Raw genomic sequence first — 17,281 nt, forward strand, 5'->3', positions numbered from 1 at the left:
AACATTGGATTAATTTTAAAATGCTATTAAATAGAAAAAATACGGTAGATAAAAATATTAAAGACACGGATATATCTGTAGTAGTTCAGGGTGCTATAGATGAAATAAATACACCTATATGTTTAAATAGTATTCGAAAGCAATTACCAAATTGTGAAATCATATTGTCTACTTGGGATGGAAGTAACGTAAAACGTCTTAATTATGATAAAGTTATATTTAATAAAGATCCTGGTAATTTTGATATGAGTCCTCACGAAAAAAATAATGTTGAAAGACAAATTATTTCTACTGTTTCAGGATTAAAACAATCGTCACGTTTATATGTCTTAAAGATAAGAAGTGATATTTTTTTAGATCATAAGGGATTTATAAAATATTTTAATAAATTTTGTAATTATGATGATGAATGGCATTTCCTAAATAGAAGGATTATAATACCCAATATGGTAACAAGAGATCCTCGGTATTGGGAGTCTCCAATGTGTCCAAGTGACTGGTGTTCATTTGGTCTAAGAGAAGATATGTTGTCATTATGGGACAATAATTTTCTCACCGAAAAGGATAAGTATTGGTTTGAAAATAAACCAAAACCAGAATTAGTCAAAAAATTCTATTCTCATCTTATTGCTAGATATAATCCAGAACAAATAATTTGGATTGGTTTTATAAGTAAATTCAAGAAAATACATGCTGATCATATGTTTGATATCAATAATAAATCAATTGAGGAAACACTAAAAAGTTATGCAAATAATTTGATAATTCTCTCTGAAAAGCAATTTGGAATAAAATTTTTAAAAAAAATGAGAATTGGTGCTGATAGATGGAGGGTTATTACTTATATTGATTTCCTCAAAATATACAATAGTTTTTCCAATGGAAGGAAATATTATTTTCCTATAAATTTTCAAAGGTATTCTCTTTTGAAAAATTTCAAAGAGTCTCATAAAAGACTTTATCCGAAATTTAGGAAGTTTGATCAAAGATATATTTATTGGGCAACTGAACTAACATTGATGTTTCCATTGTTGTCTAAATTAGCTATTCCTTTACTTAAGAAGTGGAATAAGTAAATTCCAGTGTAATTAGATTTTACATTTCAATAGGTATATATTAAATGAAAAAAAACATAATTAAACTGTCAGTTGTTGTACCTACACATGGAAGGGTTAATTTATTTGAGGATACATTAAAATCATTATATTATCAGAACTGTAAAGACTTCGAAGTGATAATATCAGATGACTCACCTCTAATTGAGGATAGAGATAAAATTAAAAAATTAGTTTCTTTATATCAATATAAAGGAATGATTATAAAGTATATTTTTACTAAACCTAATATACTGCAAGCACCTAATACAAATCAAGGGTTAAAGATTGCAAGTGGTTCGTATATTAGGATTCTTCATTCGGATGATCTTATTTCTCCTCAATGTATTGGTAAAGAGATAGAATTTTTCGAAAAAAATCCTGAAGTTGATTTTTTATATCATTGTAGTATTGCTTTTTCTAAACAATTAGATTTTGTCGCTGAACAAGAAGATGTAAAAATGAATTTATATAAATCGAAAGTTTGGTTAGATAGAAGTATTTTTACTCATACTGTTTTGCCATCATGTTTATGTTTTCGTAGCTCATTATTGTCTCAAGTAAAAGGAATGGATGAAAGCTATAAGTTTCTTTGTGATTGGCAATTATTTTTTGATTTCGTTATGGATTCGTATAAAAAAGATAAAAGTTTTTGCTGTTTTAATGCAGGATATGTTGGATGGCGTATGCATGAAGAATCTGTATCAAGTACCTTGTTTATTGAACATTTTTTAGAGCACGAAAGATTTATTCGCAACATTATTGAGATTTACAAACAAGAAAAAATTGTATCAAAACGTAAATTAAAACAAAATATCTACGATGCAACAAAATATAGATATAGTAGATTATTAAATGATTTAAAAAAATATAAAAAGAACAATTCAAAATTTATTCCTTATTTACACTATTTAAGTTTTTTGTTAAGCAGAAAATATGGCATAGTTCATTGTTTAGTAAAATTAGTTTTTATTCCTTCGCAAATTATCCTAATATTGTTCCATTTTATTTATCAAGTGATTTTTGAACCTAAAAATTGCATAGAAAAAATCGAGAAAAAACTTGCCTTTCTTTGGAAGTAGTATTTTATTCAACCTTGAAGTAGTATTTTATTTAACCTTGAAGTAGTATTTTATTTAACCTTAATATAAGGAATATACTTTAATGAAAACTATCTTAGTTACAGGTGGAAGTGGTTTTTTAGGCTCTAATTTATGTATCAGACTCATTAATGAAGGAAATAAAGTTATTTGTATTGATAATAATTATACAGGTCGAATAAAAAATTTAGATGAAATAATTAATGATCCTAATTTTCTATTTATTAAACATGATGTTATTTATCCTCTAAGTATAGAATGTCCTATTGATGAAATATATCATTTAGCGTGCCCAGCTTCTCCTCCAGCTTATCAAGGAAAAGCTGCTATTATGACGACAAAAACATGTGTATATGGAGCCAACAATTTGTTGGAATTGGCAAAAAGCAAAAAAGCTAAAATTTTATTAGCATCTACTTCGGAGATCTACGGAGAACCTTTAACTCATCCTCAAGTTGAATGTTATCGGGGGAATGTTAATCCTATTGGTATAAGAGCTTGTTATGATGAAGGAAAGAGATGTGCAGAGAGTTTATTTTTTGATTATTATAGGCAAAAAAATGTCATAATAAAAGTAATTCGTATTTTTAATACCTACGGTCCGAAAATGGATCCTAATGATGGAAGAGTGATAAGTAATTTTATTTGTCAGGCGCTACGAGGTGAAAATATTACTATTTATGGTCAAGGAGATCAAACTCGTTCATTTTGTTATGTAGATGAACTTATTGATGCAATGATAAAAATGATGGCAAGTCCTGATGATTTTGTTGGACCAGTTAATATTGGTAATCCTAGTGAGTTTACAATAAAAGAACTAGCAACGAAAATTATTGCGAAAATAGGAGGTATTTCTAAAATTATTTATTGTGATTTACCCCAAGATGATCCATCGCAACGAAAACCAGATATATCTTTAGCAAAAGAAAAATTATTATGGGAACCACAAATTGACTTGGACCATGGTTTAGAAGAAACAATTAAATATTTTAAATCAGAATTGATTATTAGAGGCAAATAATTATGCAAATAGGCATCATTGGAACCGGTTATGTTGGATTACCTACAGGGGTAGGGTTGGCAGAGTTAGGGCACAAAGTAAAATGTATAGATAGGGAAATTACGAAAATTGAATATTTAAAAAAAGGAGAAATTACTCTTTTTGAAAGCGGATTAGAAGAATTATTAAAAAAAAATTTGAAGAACGGAAATATTTCATTTACCACATCTATGCAAGAAGGTATATCAGGTTCGGATATTGTGATTATTGCCGTTGGAACACCTCCTCATCCAGTAACAAAAGAAGCTGATATGAAATATGTTCATGCAGCGGCTACCGAACTAGCGCAATACTTAGACGGATATACTATCATAGCAAACAAATCAACAGTTCCTGTAGGTACAGGTGATGATATTGAAAATTTAATCTCGAAAAGAAATCCTCAAGCTGATTTTGATGTTGTTTCATTACCTGAGTTTTTAAGAGAGGGGTTCGCTGTTTATGATTTTTTTAATCCTGATCGTATTGTGATTGGTACAAATTCAGAAAGGGCAAAAGCTAAGTTAAATGAATTGTATAAGCCATTTAAAGAAAAATCTAAGATTTTATTTGTTAAAAGAAGATCTAGTGAAACAATCAAATATGCTTCTAACGCATTTCTTGCTATGAAAATTCATTATATTAATGAAATGGCTGATTTTTGTGAAAAAGTAAATGCAGATATTTATGAGGTGGCTGAAGGAATGGGAATGGATTCTCGTATAGGAAGTAAGTTTCTAAATCCAGGTCCGGGTTATGGGGGCAGTTGTTTCCCTAAAGATACTCATGCCATGTATTTTATGGCTAAGCAAAATAATGTGGAATTAACTCTTATTGAGGCTGCCATAAATGGTAATGAGAAACGTAAAAAAGAGATAGCAAAAAAAATCATATTAACAGTGGATCATATTGAAAATCCTAAAGTTGCTATTTTAGGTTTAACATTCAAAGGAGGGACTGATGATTGTAGAGAAAGTCCTGCGATGGACATTATATTTGAATTATTAAATTATAAATTAAATATTGTTGCTTATGACCCAAAAGGTATGAAAAACGCTAAATTAATCTTGGGAGATAAAATAAGCTATGCAAAAGATATGTATTCAGTTGCCGATAACGCAGATCTTTTGGTAGTGCTTACCGAATGGGATGATTTTAGAAACTATGATTTAAATATTGTAAATAAAAAAATGAGATTGAAAAATATTTTTGATACTAGAAATATGCTAAATAAACAAGAAGCTTTTAAGTTAGGTTTTTCCTTTAGTTCTCTGGGTATAGGAAACTATTTTGATGAGTAACTCAAAAAGAATTGCAATTCAATTATTTGGACATTTAAGAACATTTGAGTATACCTTTGAATCATTTAATAAATATTTATTAAAAGAAAATATATTAGATGATTATCAAATTGATATTTTTATTCATACTTGGAATGAATTAGATCATGCAACAATAAATTACCGTAATTTAGATGGAAAGGCTTTAACTGATAAATCATTAACAAATGAAGAGCTTTCTTTAGTTAATAAGCTATATCAACCAAAAAAAATAGTTGTTGAATCACAGTTAGATTGTCAAGACGAAGTTTTAATTGAGAAAATTGGTCGATTTCCTCGAGCTAAAAAGGGATGTTTAAATAATTCGTATACCATTTATATAGTAAATAAATTGCGTAATGAATATGAATTAGAGAATAATATTCACTATGATTGGGTTATTGTGACGAGACCTGATATTTTTTTTAAATCTCCTTTCCGTATTGATAACATTATTAGTTGCTATGTTAACTTTGGGCTAAAAATACCTGATAAGGCTATTTTTCATGGTTTTAATCCTTTTGGACGAGGTAATTTGATTGAGGATCCACGTTTTTTGGCAGGTTCTGATTTAATTTTTTTCGGTAAGCCTGAAAATATTGATAAGTCTTCGTCATTGTATACTGAGTTTAATGACAATATCTTCCCAGAAAATTTTTATTGTATGGAGGTTTGGTGGGCAAATTTTTGGAAGAAAAAAGAGATGACTTTATTTCCTATTAATTATAGGCACGGTCCTGATTTTGACGTTATTAAAACAGAGATGTTGCAAGATAATAAGCTAAGTAGAAATTCTAAAAGTAGGTATTTCAAAAGGATTATATTACGATTTTTATTAAGTTTATTCCCTTATTGTCTCGTTAAAAATAAAATTAATAGATTACAAAAGAAAATTGAAAACATGAAGAAATTTTATAAACATTAACTTAAGCATGTTAACTGATAAAAAAATATATTTATTGTTTAAGCAAAGCATTAGATTTTAGATGGATAAAATAAATTTTTATTTATGATTTTATTTTATTAGCATTGATTTAAGAAGGTTTTATAGTTATGTTTCCTGTTTTGTCTGTTATCATCCCTGTATATAACACCGAAAAATATTTAATTAAATGTTTAGATAGTGTTATTAATCAAACTTTTAAAAGTATGGAAGTTATTTGTGTTAATGATGGTTCAACCGATAATTCACTTGATATTTTAAAAAAATATCAAAGAATAGATGATAGAATTAGAATAATTAATAAAGAAAACGGTGGATTATCTTCTGCAAGAAATATCGGTATTGAACATGCTCAAGGTTCATATATTACTTTTGTTGATTCTGATGATTTTATTGAGTCTAATGCTTATCAAGATACACTTTTCTATTTCGATAATCCAAAAGTTGATCTTGTTTATTTCTCTACTCAGTTAGTGATAGAAGATAATATTAGCCGTACACAAGATCAACGATATTTTGAACATAAGTATACTGGTTTGGTTGATTTATCCAATGATGTAATAGCAAAAATGGATGTCTGTGCATGGAATAAAATTTATAAACTTTCAATATTAAAGAAATATGATATTAGATTTCCAAATGGTCTTTGGTACGAAGATAATCCATTTTTCTGGTCTTATGCTTTGGTAAGTGATTCCGCATTTTTCGTGAATGATAAACTTTATAATTATCTAATAAGAACAGGATCGATAATGAGTCAACATAATCAACAAGGTAAAGTCTATCCTAAAACATTACATGAATTAGATTCATTGTTAGGTTTTGAATATTTACTCCATTTTGTGTTTAAATGGGACTTATTTGAAATGTTTAAACCTGTTTTAATTGACTTATTTCAGCAAAAAATTTATGAGTCGCTCCATTGTCTTCCTAAAAAAGATCGTATGCTTGCTTTAAATAAAGCAACAGAAATTGTTAATATATTTAATCTCAAATTTTATTTTCCTGATAATTATTATTTAAATTCATTATATAATAAAAAATATCATAATATTGGCAAAATAAATCATTTATTTTTGACTAAGAAACAGCGATTATTTGGTATCTGGGATGCTGACAAATATTATATTCTTTGTTTGCTCGGTATTAAAATTAAAATAAAAAAATAAATTCACAGTTTGTTATGTATAGGATTGAAGTATTTACTTATTCTATCTAACTTATAATTAAATTAACGAGCAAGGTTCCATTTATAGTATAATAGTTAATAATTTTATTATTTAAATACTTTATTATGTCTCAAAAATTAAATTCAATTACGACGTTAAAAAAACTTTGGCCATTTATCAGACCATATAAAAAAGCATTAATTGTTGCAGTCTTTGGACTTTTATTAAATGCTACTACCGATGCAACTTTAATTTCCTTGACAAAGCCTTTGCTTGATCATGGTTTAATGGACAAAAATTATTCACTGCTGATAGCGATTGCTGTAGCAATTATTGGTTTAATTTTACTTAGGGGCATGTCTAATTATATATCAACTTACTGTCTTTCTTGGTTATCTGGCAAAGTAATAACAAAATTTAGACAAATGATATTTAATCATCTAGTCAAGAGTCCTATAAGTTTTCATGACAGGCAATCTGTTGGGGAGCTTGTTTCAGTGATTACTTTCAATGCTCAAATGCTATCAAAAGCCTCTTCTGATGCATTAATTATACTTGTTCGAGAGATAACCTATGCAATAGGATTATGTATAGTTATGCTATATGGAAGCTGGAAATTAGCTGCCGTCCTTGTTGTTTTAGTTCCCCTGATTATTTTTATCGCTCAATTTATTGCAAAAAAGTTTAGACAAACAATTGCCTCTATGCAACAAGGAATGGGACAAATTACAACTGCTAGTGATGAAATGTTAAAAGGACATAAAGAAGTCTTGATCTTTAATGCTAAAGAGTATGAAAAACGTAATTTTAATTACATAACAGATTGTGTTCGAAAAGGAATGTTGAAAATAGAAATAATTTCTAGGTTATCGACACCAATTATTCAATTAGTTGCTACTTTTGGATTAGGTTTTATACTATATTTAGTTGCCAGTCAAAATTTAGATATTACCCCAGGATCTTTTACAGTAGTTTTTTCTGCAATGGTTGCCGTAATGCGTCCGTTACGAGAACTAACAAGTTTGCATGTAGAACTACAAAAAGGTGCGGTGGCATGTGAATCGCTATTTGCTCTTTTGAACTCCCCGTTAGAGGATGATCATGGAACTATTATTGCTGACAGAATTAAAGGAGATATTGAGTTTAAAAATGTAACTTATACTTATCCAACTCGAAATACACCAGCACTTAATAATATTTCTCTTAAAATAAACGCTGGGCAAACGATCGCACTTGTTGGTCGTTCGGGAGCAGGTAAATCAACAATTGTAAGTTTACTCCCACGTTTTTATGATGTTTCGCAAGGTGAAATATTATTAGATGCTATAAATATTAAAGAATATACGTTGAGCTCATTACGCAAACAAATTGGTTATGTTTCTCAAAATGTGCATTTATTTAATGGGACTATTGCTGAAAATATTGCTTATGGTGAAAAAGGACTTCATAGTCGAGAAGATATAGTAAAGGCCGCTACATTGGCAAATGCTATTGAATTTATTGATAAATTGGAAAAAGGCATAGACACTGAAATTGGTGACAATGGTATCTTATTATCCGGTGGACAACGACAACGAATTGCTATAGCTCGTGTGCTGTTACGTAATAACCCAGTTTTAATTTTTGATGAAGCAACTTCTGCTCTTGATAATGAGTCCGAACGACTTGTTCAAGATGCTATTGATACTCTGCAAAAAGGTCGAACATCCATTATGATTGCTCACCGGTTATCTACGATTGAAAAAGCAGATCGAATCTTAGTCATTGATGATGGAAAAGTTCTTGAAGATGGAAATCATCAGTCATTGATCAATTTAGGTGGAATTTATGCTCGAATGCATAAAATGCAATTTAATTCTTAATATAACTAAAATAGATTATAAATACTATGACTCAACAAAATAACCGAGAAAATCATAACGATATCGACAAAGATTCATCAACATGGAGAACCTTCTTAAAACTATGGCCATTAATTGCAGAACATAAATTTATTTTATTTTTGGCTGTTATTTTTCTCATTGCAAGTGCTTTTGCTGATACTTCATTAATTGCCTTACTTCGCCCTTTGCTTGATCGTGGTTTTTCAATGAATGATCAAGATTTTTTATTGATGGCTCCTTTTTATATTTTTGGTTTAGTCTTAATAAGAGGTATTGCAAATTATGTTTATTCTCTTCTGCTATCATTAATTTCAGGTAAAATTGTGATGAAAGTTCGACAAAGACTATTTGGTCATTTTGTTGATGCTCCGGTTAGTTATTATGATCAAAATTCAACAGGTCGATTATTATCACGTATAACATACGATACCGAGCAAGTGGCATCATCTTCGTCCGATGCATTAATTACTATTATTAGAGAATCAGCTTTCATCTGTGGTTTGTTTTATACGATGTTTTATAATAGTTGGCAGTTGTCTTTATCTTTAATCATTATTACCCCAATAGTAATTGCACTTATCACTTTTATATCAGTTAGATTTCGACGTTTGGCAAAAAATATGCAAAACTCTATGAGTAATGTCACTATGTCAGTTGAACAAATGTTAAAAGGACATCGAGAAATCATTATATTTGGTGCTCAAGAAGAAGAATCAAAGCATTTTGAAAAAGTAAGTAATAAGTTTCGTCGTGATAGCATGCGATTGGTCTCTATCTCTGCACTGTCTACACCAATTGTTCAAGTTATTATTTCTTTTGCAATAGCTTTTGTGTTATTAACCGCCAGTAATCCTGATTTGAATATAACACCGGGTGAATTTACCGTTGTTTTTTCGTCTTTAGTTGCTTTGATGCAACCTATTAAAAGTCTAACAAGTGTGAATGCAGGATTTCAAAAAGGAATGGCTGCTTGTCAAACATTATTTTCTATTTTAGAACAGCCAATTGAAAACGATAAAGGTTCATTAAATATTGAAAAAGTAAAGGGTGATATTGTTTTTGAAGATGTTTCATTTGGTTATGAAACCAGACATGAGCTAGCCTTACAACACGTCAGTTTTTCTGTATCGGCAGGTAAAACGGTTGCTTTAGTTGGACGATCTGGTTCAGGAAAAACAACAGTAGCTAGTTTGTTAACTCGTTTTTATGATGTTTCACAAGGTAAAATATTAATCGATGGTGTCAATATACAAGATTATACCTTATATTGTTTAAGGAATCAGATTGGATTAGTCTCTCAGCATGTTCATTTATTTAATGATACTATTGCTAATAATATTGCTTATGGAAAAATTGGTGAATTTTCGCAATTACAGATTGAAGAAGCAGCCAGAAGAGCTAATGCTTATGAATTTATTATGCAGTTTGATAAAGGATTTGATACATTGGTAGGTGAAAATGGAGTACTATTGTCCGGTGGACAACGTCAACGGATTGCGATAGCAAGAGCTTTATTACGTGATAATCCAATTTTAATCTTAGATGAAGCTACATCTGCTTTAGACACAGAATCTGAACGTGCAATACAAAAAGCTTTGGATGAATTACAAAAGGGGCGAACTTCTATCGTTATTGCTCATCGATTATCAACTATTGAAAATGCTGATGAAATATTAGTTATGAATGAAGGAAAAATTATTGAGCAAGGTACTCATGTTGAATTATTAAATAAAAATGGTATATATAAAAAATTATACAAAAGTAATTTTAATGAATAGTATTATTTTTTATTATAAGAATTTTGTTATAAATTATGTAATGTTGAATATTCAATATAATTGTTTTTGATATTTAATGAAGGGTATTGTTTAGTCAAAGCACATTTTAATAGTGCTTTTTTTGTGCTTATTGAACAAGGATTTTGTTTTATATATTTTAACAGGTAACAAATGTTTTTAAAAACATTAGGTTTATTGTTTATATAAATTCTAATTAAAATTTTGAGTAGCCCCAGATCTTTTATTATGCTTTCTTTTTTTTCCTGGTCAATTATTTGATTCGATTTTAACAATGATTCTAAATATGTTACGTTCATTACTAGTATATAATTGCGTTTAGCGATATTTGATAAAGGTAACTCATTAATGATTTTTATGCATTCAATCAAAATATTTTTTAATGTATCAACATAAAGATAATCACTCTTTTGTGCTGACAATGATGAAACTCGGATACGATGGAAATAGGCTTGTTTAGTCATACAATAACATGCAATTTTTGCTTTTGATATAAGAGAAAGCGAAACAAGGTGGTCTTCATGAAATTTTCCGGTGAATTTTTTTTGAAATAAATCTCGTTTAAATATATATCTCCATACAACACCCGAATAATTCTTTCTTTCTAATAAATAACTCAATAGCGAAGTACCAGATTGAAAAAGTGCGGTATCTATTGATTTAATTTGATTTGATGTAGGGTATTTTTCATCATTTTCAAAAGAAGTATGATCAAAATAAAAGAACTCTAAATTAGGTTCTGAGTTTAATAATAATTTAAACTTAGAAAATAGATTAGTATTTAATATATCATCAGAATCGAGGAAAAAAATATAATCACCAGTTGCTATTTCAAAACCTTTATTTCTAGCTATACTTACGCCATGATTAGCTTGTTGAATAATTTTAATAAAACCGTACGTTGATGCATATTGTTGAAGTATTAATAGTGTATCATCTGTTGATCCATCATCAATACAAATGATTTCTTTTGGTAAACAGGATTGATTAATAACAGAATCTAGACAATCAATAATATAACTTTGTACGTTATAACACGGTATTATTACAGATATACAAGCACTTTCACTAATCATAATGTCCCTTTAATGGTTATTTTCTAAGTAATATTTTATATTTCAAATATATGCCATAATAATAAATGGTTTTAACATAACATCCTTTTTTCATTAAATATTTAGCATAATTTCTGATTGATGAGCTATCGCCACTAAGCGGTAATTTTTCATTTTTCCACGGGGAAAGCTGAAAGTAATTTTTAAATATTTCTGAAAGGTAGACTTTATACCAAGGTTTATTTTGTGAGATATAATGTAAAATGACTGTGTATGGTTTTATATCTTTTTCTTGATGCGCATCAATAGAGATTTTTATTTTAGTATTGAATTTGATGGGTAATAACAGGGTATTGTTTTCTAACAAAATATTTAAGACATCCTGATCTGCAAATTTATATACATTTCCATCATTGATTAATTCTAGAGCTTTTTCAGTAATATTTGCTTCACACCATTTTTTAGTGTTTATCAAAAGAACGCCAGCATTAAAATATTTAGTTGAATCTATTTTATACATATTACTGATAGTTTGTTGCATATCTTTAGTATCACTGACTACTCCCGCAATATAATTTTCAATATCGTACTCGGCTATTTTTGCTAAGGATTTTAAACAAATTACATCACTATCAAGATAAATTAACTTATCTGTTATTGATACAAGTAATTTTGGCATGATAAAACGAATACAGGTTGATACCGTATTTATGTGTAAGACAAGTGTTTTTGGATTTATAACAAAGTTATTATTTAAATAATAAAGTGTAATTGAAATGTTATTAGCACTCAGTTGTTTGAATTTTTCTATATTTTGCTCTGAGACATTATCAATAAATAAATGAAAATTAAGGTTATAATCTGGTGTGTTTTTAATTACCGATAACATTGCCACACCAGCTGGCATTGCATAATTATCATCAAATCCTAAAGCAATATTTAATGTTGGATAATTCGGATTGTTATTGTTAGTAAGAGATTTTACTTGATCAATAAAGTTATTAGCGTTAATCATATAAATTATTTTAATAATAAAGTATTTAATCAATTATATATTCAATTCTTATCAAAATATAGGTTAAATAAATTTTTAATAGCAAAAAAATATGCTTAACCTATTAAAAATTATAAAAAATTAAATACATTTACACTGTGATAGATTTTATTTAAAATGATTCAAATCTATTTAAATGAAAACAATAAATGTTTGACTCAGAAAAATATATCAGTAAAGTACAGATCTTTTCACAAAACAATAAGCAATTTTCAGATATAATGCATATTGCATTAGCTTTTGATGATAACTATGCAATGCCAGCTGGTGTAACAATTTCCTCCATTATTTATAATAATCCTGACATACATTTATGCTTTCATCTTTTTGTTGATCAAATATCATCTAATAATTTACAAAGATTTGAACAGTTAGTAAGTGATTGCATCACAATAAAAATATATTATTTGAATAATAATTTTCAGATTAATTCAGACACATTGATTTTAGGATATTTATCTGCAATGTCGTGCGTGCGATTTATTATTCCGGATGTCCTGAAGAATGAAACAGATAAAATATTGTATATTGATAGTGATATTCTATGTTTAAAATCTATTAGGCCATTGTATAACTATGAACTGACAAACTATATTGTTGGTGTAATATCAGATGATGACATAATGAAAAAAGCAGTGAAAGATTTATATCCGATAAATTCCGAAAATTATTTCAATGCAGGTGTATTACTTATAAATACAAAAAAATGGACCGAAAATAACATTACTGATCTTTGTATGAAAACCATCAATGATGGCAATATTTATCGTTTTGCAGATCAAGATGTTTTAAATATTCTACTTGAAAATAAAACACTGCAATTACCTATTAAATATAATACAAAAATTCAAATTACTACATCTTGCAAAGAAGAAAAAGCTATAGCGCCCTATACGGTATTGTTGCATTATGTCACAGGATACAAGCCTTGGTACCAGACATTTAATTCTCAGTTATTTCCAAAATACTTTAATTTATCACCTTGGAAAAATACAAAACGACCATTTGCATTAAAAAGATCATGGCTTCGTCATTATGCTAAATTTTGTTTGAAAAATGGTAAACTTATTACGGCCATGCGATTTTATTGTTTATATTTGTTTAAGAAAAAAATTTGATTTAGTTTAATAATAATATTTATTATATTTACAATTCTCTTTTGTTATCTATGGTTCAATAAAAATAATATATGTTTAGATAGTATCAAATTATTTTAGATAGAAAATAGATCAATATTTACTGAAAAGCCCAATAAATAAAATAGGTAACTATAGTCTTTTATTTTTCTTAATGTCTATAATCTATATTAATTATTTCACTGTGATTTGATATATAGAATGAAACCATTTTATTTTGTTCATAATACTATTATTAATTATTATTCTAATTATATAGAGAATTTTAATGTGTTTATATCTAATCTGTGACAGAACAATTCGGTAAATATTATTTAATATATACAGAGTGGTATCCTTTCCTACTTTCTTTAATTTAGTTACTTTGTTACTTTTTTTATCAAATATTTAATGTAATGATCAATTCCTTTTAAAATTGAACCTTTTTTAAAAAAATCGATGGCATAGACTCTATAATCAACAGTTCTCATTTTGTCTTTATAAGATTTAAGCGGCATATTTGACCAAGGTGTAAAATGTTTATAAAAATCATATAAAGTTTGAGCTAACCCTTCATGTTCTTGGTACCACATTTTTCTTGGCCCAGTAAAATGAATAAAGTAAGGTAAGTTATGTTTATTATAAAAAAAAGTTTCTTTTTGTTTTGCTGTCATCCAGGTAAATAAGTAATTCCACTTAGAATCAATGAGTAATACGCGATTTTGTAGTGTAATATTCAATGCATCTTGATCTGCATATTTTAAAGATTTATTTTCAAATAAAATTTCATTGGTTTGTTCTTCAATATTAAAAGTAACCCAATTAGGTATATTAATATATAGAACACCAGCATTGAAGTAAAACGAAGTGTTTAGTTTCAATCTTGTTAAATTGGGGTTTGGTTTATTTGAGTTAGAATCATTCCCCGCTGCACAAATATAATTGTCTATATTAATGTCAAGAATAGAGGATATATTGGCAAAACATAATATATCAGCGTCAAGATAAAGAAGTCTATGAACTTTATTTGATAATAATTTAGGTACCATTAAACGAATAAAAGTTGAATTACTGATATGTTTTGTTGAAAAATCATGTTGATATTTTTCTACATCTGCTTGTTCTATTTTATAAACAGTTATTAATTGGGAAGTTTTTTTAAGCTTTTCAATATCCTTTTCTGGTACATTGTATAAAAATACATGAAATTGCAGTTTTTCGGCTAAATTATTTAAAATTATTGATTGAATTGATACTGATACATGTTCAAGGTAATTTGAATCAGTACAATATGCGATATTAATTATATTGTTGCCCATGTGAGATTTTTTTTAAAAAAATTTTGTATTATTTAGTCATTAGATAATAGATATGTCAATATATAATTGATTATCCCTTCTTAGTTGAATTTTAGTTATGTTACAATAGAAAAATTATTAGCTGTTGGTAAAAGTATATGGTAGAGCAAAATTTTTTTATTGGTAAAGTTACAACCTTATTTAATAATATTGTTGAATCTTATGTAACTACGCATATTGCTTTTTGCTTTGACGATAATTATGCAATGCCAGCGGGTATTGCCATGTCATCTGTTATTATCAATAATCCGGATAAAAACCTTGTTTTCCATTTATTTGCTAATAAGGTCTCAAATGAGAAAATCTCGCGCTTCCATGAATTAAAAAAAAATAATACAACTATTATTTGTTATGAGATTAGTGAAGAGTTTTCGGTAAATCCTGATACTTTAGTTTTACATGTTTCTGCATCGACTTGCTTACGTTTTATTGTTCCTCAAATTTTAAATAAAGTTACTTCACGCGTTTTATATTTGGATTGTGATGTATTGTGTACCAATAATCTAAATGAGTTAATCAATGTGGAGTTAGAAAATAAATATTCAGCTGTTGTTCCTGATATAGAAAAAATGCAGGAAAAACAATGTGATGCTTGTAATATTCCTTATGGTGAATATTTTAATGCTGGTATGATATATATTAACACTGATATGTGGGTTGAAAATAATCTGACCGAAAAAGCATTTACTATGATTAATAGTGGCAAAGTATACAAATTTGCCGATCAAGATGTACTCAATATTTTAATGCAGGGTAAAACTGTATTTTTACCTCGACGTTTTAATCATCTTACCTCGCTAACTGTTGCTGGTAATGAGGATCATCAGATTGCTCAAGATGCTGTGATTATCCATTATGTTACAGGTAATAAACCATGGTACAAATTATATCTAACACCAACTTATGAGGGGTATATTGCTTCTTCACCATGGGCAAAGGATAAATTACTTCTAGCTAACGAAAATGCACCTTCAACGACAAGGCGATATGCAAAACTACTAGCTAGCCAACATAAATATTTTGCTGCTTTTAAATATTATTTACTTTATTTAAAACATAAAATTAATAAAAAACGTTAGGGATGAATTTGTGATAGAAGTTGATAAGTTTATTAGTGAAAAAAATGAGTTGCTCACATTCACTTTTTTAAATAGTGAACATGTATTACATATTCTCTTATGTTTCGATAATAATTATACTTTGTCTGCTGGTGTAGATATTATTTCTGTTATTGAAAATAATAAAAATCAGAATATTCATTTTCATTTATTTACTCATAATATTTCTGATGAAAACAGGCAGAAATTAGCTACCATTAAATCTGAAAATATTGCTATAACAGAATATATCATTAATGATAAGTTCCAAATTAATCCTGAAAATACTGTACAATTTCCTATCGTTGCTTGTGTTAGATTAATTGCCCCTATAATTTTGAAAGATATTGCCAAAAGATTATTATATATTGATAGTGACACCCTTTGTATTAACAGTTTAGCCCCAATTTCTGATCTAAATTTAGATAATATTATTATTGCTGCAGTGGCTGATGAGCCATATATGCAGCAGTCTCAATGTAGCAAATATGGTGTGGCATTTGGAACTTATTTTAATTCTGGTGTAATGCTAATCAATGTTGAACTTTGGTGTAAACAAAATATTACTTTAAAGACATTGCAATTACTTAATAGTGGACAGAAGTTTAATTATCCGGATCAAGATGTATTAAATATAGTTGTGGGTACCCAAAGAAAAATATTAGAAAGAAAATATAATAATTTATTAGGATTATCAGTCAATGGTAATGAAGATTCTAATGTATCAGTAGATACAGTAATAATTCATTATGTTACTAAAAATAAACCTTGGCATCAGCCGTATAGAACTAGATTATATGATTCTTATTTAGCTAAATCTCCTTGGAAAAACGATGTTTTACCTTTATATAATGGCAAAAAAACTTCATCAATCCGAGCTTATTCGAAATTGATGTATAAAGAAAAAAAATACCTATTATCGATTAAACATTATTTTATTTATCTAAAAACCAAATTTATAAAATAAATATGACTAAATTTAAAGGGTTAACTTTTAATTACAATTTGTCTTGTGTGATGAGTTAATTATATAGAATAATGTTTGAGGTGATTTAACTTTCTCTTAATAAACTATTTTCGAACTAGTAAATAAATAAGTTGTTAAGGAAAATATATTTTCCAACAATTATCTATTATAATTATTCAATTGTAGTAGTCTAAATACTCTGGTTAATATTCTTATATTTCTTTTTTGCTTGGTAATTGTTATAGTACTAACTCGTCATACTATATTAGTTGTTTAATCCTAAAGTACTTAT

General features: G+C 27.9%; 14 protein-coding genes. 11 read left to right on the top strand and 3 right to left on the bottom strand.

All coding sequences use genetic code 11. The features are described 5' to 3' along the window. Positions 1-20 precede the first annotated feature (20 nt). From Q0K76_RS04405 to msbA (Q0K76_RS04440), 8 genes are all read left to right on the top strand, one after another. Positions 21-1,076 (top strand): WavE lipopolysaccharide synthesis family protein, encoded by a 1,056-nt coding sequence (locus tag Q0K76_RS04405; RefSeq protein WP_294612012.1) that lies wholly within the window; start codon positions 21-23, stop codon positions 1,074-1,076. 44 nt (positions 1,077-1,120) lie between these two features. Further along, positions 1,121-2,176 carry a glycosyltransferase family 2 protein gene (locus Q0K76_RS04410; RefSeq protein WP_294612015.1) on the top strand — a complete coding sequence of 352 codons (1,056 nt, stop codon included), beginning with the start codon at positions 1,121-1,123 and terminating at the stop codon, positions 2,174-2,176. An 82-nt stretch (positions 2,177-2,258) separates the two neighbouring features. After that, the gene (locus Q0K76_RS04415; protein WP_294612018.1) at positions 2,259-3,215 is read left to right on the top strand and encodes a UDP-glucuronic acid decarboxylase family protein; all 957 of its coding nucleotides are present in this window, start codon (positions 2,259-2,261) and stop codon (positions 3,213-3,215) included. A 2-nt stretch (positions 3,216-3,217) separates the two neighbouring features. Continuing rightward, positions 3,218-4,534, top strand: coding sequence for a UDP-glucose/GDP-mannose dehydrogenase family protein (locus Q0K76_RS04420; RefSeq protein WP_294612021.1), 1,317 nt, complete (start codon positions 3,218-3,220; stop codon positions 4,532-4,534). After that, positions 4,527-5,477 carry a hypothetical protein gene (locus Q0K76_RS04425; protein WP_294612025.1) on the top strand — a complete coding sequence of 317 codons (951 nt, stop codon included), beginning with the start codon at positions 4,527-4,529 and terminating at the stop codon, positions 5,475-5,477. Before Q0K76_RS04420 ends, Q0K76_RS04425 begins: the two co-directional genes overlap by 8 nt. A 128-nt stretch (positions 5,478-5,605) precedes the next feature. Then, a complete protein-coding gene (locus Q0K76_RS04430) occupies positions 5,606-6,664 on the top strand; it encodes a glycosyltransferase family 2 protein (protein WP_294612029.1) in 1,059 nt (352 codons plus the stop codon). A 125-nt stretch (positions 6,665-6,789) separates the two neighbouring features. Then, positions 6,790-8,526 carry a lipid A export permease/ATP-binding protein MsbA gene (gene msbA / locus Q0K76_RS04435; RefSeq protein ID WP_294612032.1) on the top strand — a complete coding sequence of 579 codons (1,737 nt, stop codon included), beginning with the start codon at positions 6,790-6,792 and terminating at the stop codon, positions 8,524-8,526. Between the two features lie 26 nt (positions 8,527-8,552). Further along, positions 8,553-10,325, top strand: coding sequence for a lipid A ABC transporter ATP-binding protein/permease MsbA (gene msbA, locus Q0K76_RS04440; RefSeq protein ID WP_294612035.1), 1,773 nt, complete (start codon positions 8,553-8,555; stop codon positions 10,323-10,325). 26 nt (positions 10,326-10,351) lie between these two features. On the opposite strand, the gene Q0K76_RS04445 is transcribed toward msbA (Q0K76_RS04440), so the two are convergent. Then, entirely contained in the window at positions 10,352-11,419 is a 1,068-nt protein-coding gene (locus Q0K76_RS04445; protein WP_294612038.1) for a glycosyltransferase family 2 protein, read from the bottom strand. A gap of 16 nt (positions 11,420-11,435) precedes the next feature. Next, positions 11,436-12,413 (bottom strand): glycosyltransferase, encoded by a 978-nt coding sequence (locus tag Q0K76_RS04450; RefSeq protein WP_294612040.1) that lies wholly within the window; start codon positions 12,411-12,413, stop codon positions 11,436-11,438. A gap of 188 nt (positions 12,414-12,601) precedes the next feature. Here Q0K76_RS04450 and Q0K76_RS04455 point away from each other — a divergent pair, with 188 nt between their 5' ends. Next, the gene (locus Q0K76_RS04455) at positions 12,602-13,570 is read left to right on the top strand and encodes a glycosyltransferase family 8 protein (RefSeq protein WP_294612043.1); all 969 of its coding nucleotides are present in this window, start codon (positions 12,602-12,604) and stop codon (positions 13,568-13,570) included. 377 nt (positions 13,571-13,947) lie between these two features. Here the strand turns inward: Q0K76_RS04455 and Q0K76_RS04460 are convergent, their stop codons facing one another. Then, the gene (locus Q0K76_RS04460; RefSeq protein WP_294612046.1) at positions 13,948-14,886 is read right to left on the bottom strand and encodes a glycosyltransferase; all 939 of its coding nucleotides are present in this window, start codon (positions 14,884-14,886) and stop codon (positions 13,948-13,950) included. 137 nt (positions 14,887-15,023) lie between these two features. Between Q0K76_RS04460 and Q0K76_RS04465 the strand changes: the two genes are divergently transcribed. After that, entirely contained in the window at positions 15,024-16,004 is a 981-nt protein-coding gene (locus Q0K76_RS04465) for a glycosyltransferase (protein ID WP_294612049.1), read from the top strand. Positions 16,005-16,014: 10 nt separating this feature from the next. Then, entirely contained in the window at positions 16,015-16,989 is a 975-nt protein-coding gene (locus tag Q0K76_RS04470; RefSeq protein ID WP_294612052.1) for a glycosyltransferase, read from the top strand. Positions 16,990-17,281 lie beyond the last annotated feature (292 nt).

This window comes from uncultured Gilliamella sp., assembly GCA_945271295.1.
GTDB lineage: Bacteria > Pseudomonadota > Gammaproteobacteria > Enterobacterales > Orbaceae > Gilliamella.

Excerpts from the sequence above, each read along its gene's own strand:
- msbA (WP_294612035.1), top strand. The coding sequence starts at position 8,553 with ATGACTCAACAAAATAACCGAGAAAATCATAACGATATCGACAAAGAT.
- Q0K76_RS04420 (WP_294612021.1), top strand. The coding sequence starts at position 3,218 with ATGCAAATAGGCATCATTGGAACCGGTTATGTTGGATTACCTACAGGG.
- Q0K76_RS04465 (WP_294612049.1), top strand. The coding sequence starts at position 15,024 with ATGGTAGAGCAAAATTTTTTTATTGGTAAAGTTACAACCTTATTTAAT.
- Q0K76_RS04455 (WP_294612043.1), top strand. The coding sequence starts at position 12,602 with ATGTTTGACTCAGAAAAATATATCAGTAAAGTACAGATCTTTTCACAA.
- Q0K76_RS04415 (WP_294612018.1), top strand. The coding sequence starts at position 2,259 with ATGAAAACTATCTTAGTTACAGGTGGAAGTGGTTTTTTAGGCTCTAAT.
- Q0K76_RS04410 (WP_294612015.1), top strand. The coding sequence starts at position 1,121 with ATGAAAAAAAACATAATTAAACTGTCAGTTGTTGTACCTACACATGGA.
- Q0K76_RS04405 (WP_294612012.1), top strand. The coding sequence starts at position 21 with ATGCTATTAAATAGAAAAAATACGGTAGATAAAAATATTAAAGACACG.
- Q0K76_RS04460 (WP_294612046.1), bottom strand. The coding sequence starts at position 14,886 with ATGGGCAACAATATAATTAATATCGCATATTGTACTGATTCAAATTAC.
- msbA (WP_294612032.1), top strand. The coding sequence starts at position 6,790 with ATGTCTCAAAAATTAAATTCAATTACGACGTTAAAAAAACTTTGGCCA.
- Q0K76_RS04425 (WP_294612025.1), top strand. The coding sequence starts at position 4,527 with ATGAGTAACTCAAAAAGAATTGCAATTCAATTATTTGGACATTTAAGA.
- Q0K76_RS04445 (WP_294612038.1), bottom strand. The coding sequence starts at position 11,419 with ATGATTAGTGAAAGTGCTTGTATATCTGTAATAATACCGTGTTATAAC.
- Q0K76_RS04450 (WP_294612040.1), bottom strand. The coding sequence starts at position 12,413 with ATGATTAACGCTAATAACTTTATTGATCAAGTAAAATCTCTTACTAAC.
- Q0K76_RS04430 (WP_294612029.1), top strand. The coding sequence starts at position 5,606 with ATGTTTCCTGTTTTGTCTGTTATCATCCCTGTATATAACACCGAAAAA.